This is a genomic window from Zooshikella ganghwensis DSM 15267, assembly GCF_000428585.1.
In the GTDB taxonomy this organism is placed as follows: Bacteria; Pseudomonadota; Gammaproteobacteria; order Pseudomonadales; family Zooshikellaceae; genus Zooshikella; species Zooshikella ganghwensis.
The window spans coordinates 1-1,158 of record NZ_AUAF01000405.1 but is presented as its reverse complement, the minus strand read 5'-3'; the positions used below and the strand labels follow the sequence as shown (position 1 = coordinate 1,158).

The window sequence follows — 1,158 nt, the reverse complement described above, 5'->3', positions numbered from 1 at the left end:
TTGGAATAAAAAATAAGAGACTCTCTGCTGGTTGGGATCATGAATATTTAATGAAGCTAATTTGTTCGGTGTAAATTTATATGCGATTGCCCTGACTTTCAGAGTGATGGAATAAGGTGGTTTTTAAGTCGATTTGATATGGAAAAACAGGGTAATAATTTTGCTCGTAAAGACTATAAAAAATTTGAAGATAAAATAATTTCATCAGTCTTATCAGTTTTAGAAAATTTTGAGGACTTGAAAAGATACAGTGACTTAAGGTCTGAGCGTAGCCAATATATCAAGCATTTCTTTCAGACTTTAATGACAGAAAGAAATGCTTATTTGGCTCTAGATAGCTTTCAAGTCCACAAAGCGGTAAAAGTGTTAGAAAAGAGTGTAGAATTGTTGAATACACTAGAAGTTAATGCACGAAAGGAATGGTGCTGGTGGTTCAGTGAGTTATCGGAGCCTTTTATCCCTTGCATTGCTCAATATATTTCATCAAATTTAAAAAGGGAGGTAGTGAATGTCTAAAATGTTGCGTGATTATATATTGTATTTAGGCTGCTATTTTATGGCAGCAGCTTATGGTTTAATTTATCTTTTACTTAAATACACTCAGACAGAATTGCTAGGTAATGAAATTGATTTTGGATATTTTTTGGCTATAAGTGGAGTTGTTACTATTTTTTTAGTTGGCTTCTCTGGTATTTTGGCAAAAAAATATGGTGCACATAAAGTAGCTGCTTTGGGTGCTTTATCATGTACCTTAGGCTTTTTAGGATTATATTCAATTTCAAGTGTAAATTGGATGTATTTTTTTATTGCGATTTTAATCGGTTTTGGTTGGAGTTTTTATTATTCAGCATCACCGATGTTTAGCTTAAGTCCGGTTATCAAAGAAAGTGAAAAAGGTAAGTATATCAGTTTAATTTCAGTTTGTGTGGTAGCGGGTACGGCAACATTACCTGTTTTATATGACATTTTTTCAAATTATCTTCTGTTGGAACATGTTTTTAAAATTGCCGTGTTATTCTTATTTGTTAGTATAATAGCCTTTCTTAAACTAGGAAAATTATTTCAAGGCTCTATATGGATTCCTAGGGGGTTATATCAATAGCTCTATTAGATCATTAAGTAAGCTTTTTCCTCGGCACTTTATATTGTACACAAACT

Annotated in this window: 2 protein-coding genes; both read left to right on the top strand. The window is 32.2% G+C overall.

Annotated elements, in window-relative coordinates:
- The first annotated feature begins 138 nt into the window (after positions 1–138).
- A complete protein-coding gene (locus F607_RS0127365) occupies positions 139–516 on the top strand; it encodes a hypothetical protein (protein ID WP_027710508.1) in 378 nt (125 codons plus the stop codon).
- Entirely contained in the window at positions 509–1,102 is a 594-nt protein-coding gene (locus F607_RS0127360; protein ID WP_027710507.1) for an MFS transporter, read from the top strand. Before F607_RS0127365 ends, F607_RS0127360 begins: the two co-directional genes overlap by 8 nt.
- The last annotated feature ends 56 nt before the right edge of the window (positions 1,103–1,158 follow it).

Excerpts from the sequence above, each read along its gene's own strand:
- F607_RS0127365 (WP_027710508.1), top strand. The coding sequence starts at position 139 with ATGGAAAAACAGGGTAATAATTTTGCTCGTAAAGACTATAAAAAATTT.
- F607_RS0127360 (WP_027710507.1), top strand. The coding sequence starts at position 509 with ATGTCTAAAATGTTGCGTGATTATATATTGTATTTAGGCTGCTATTTT.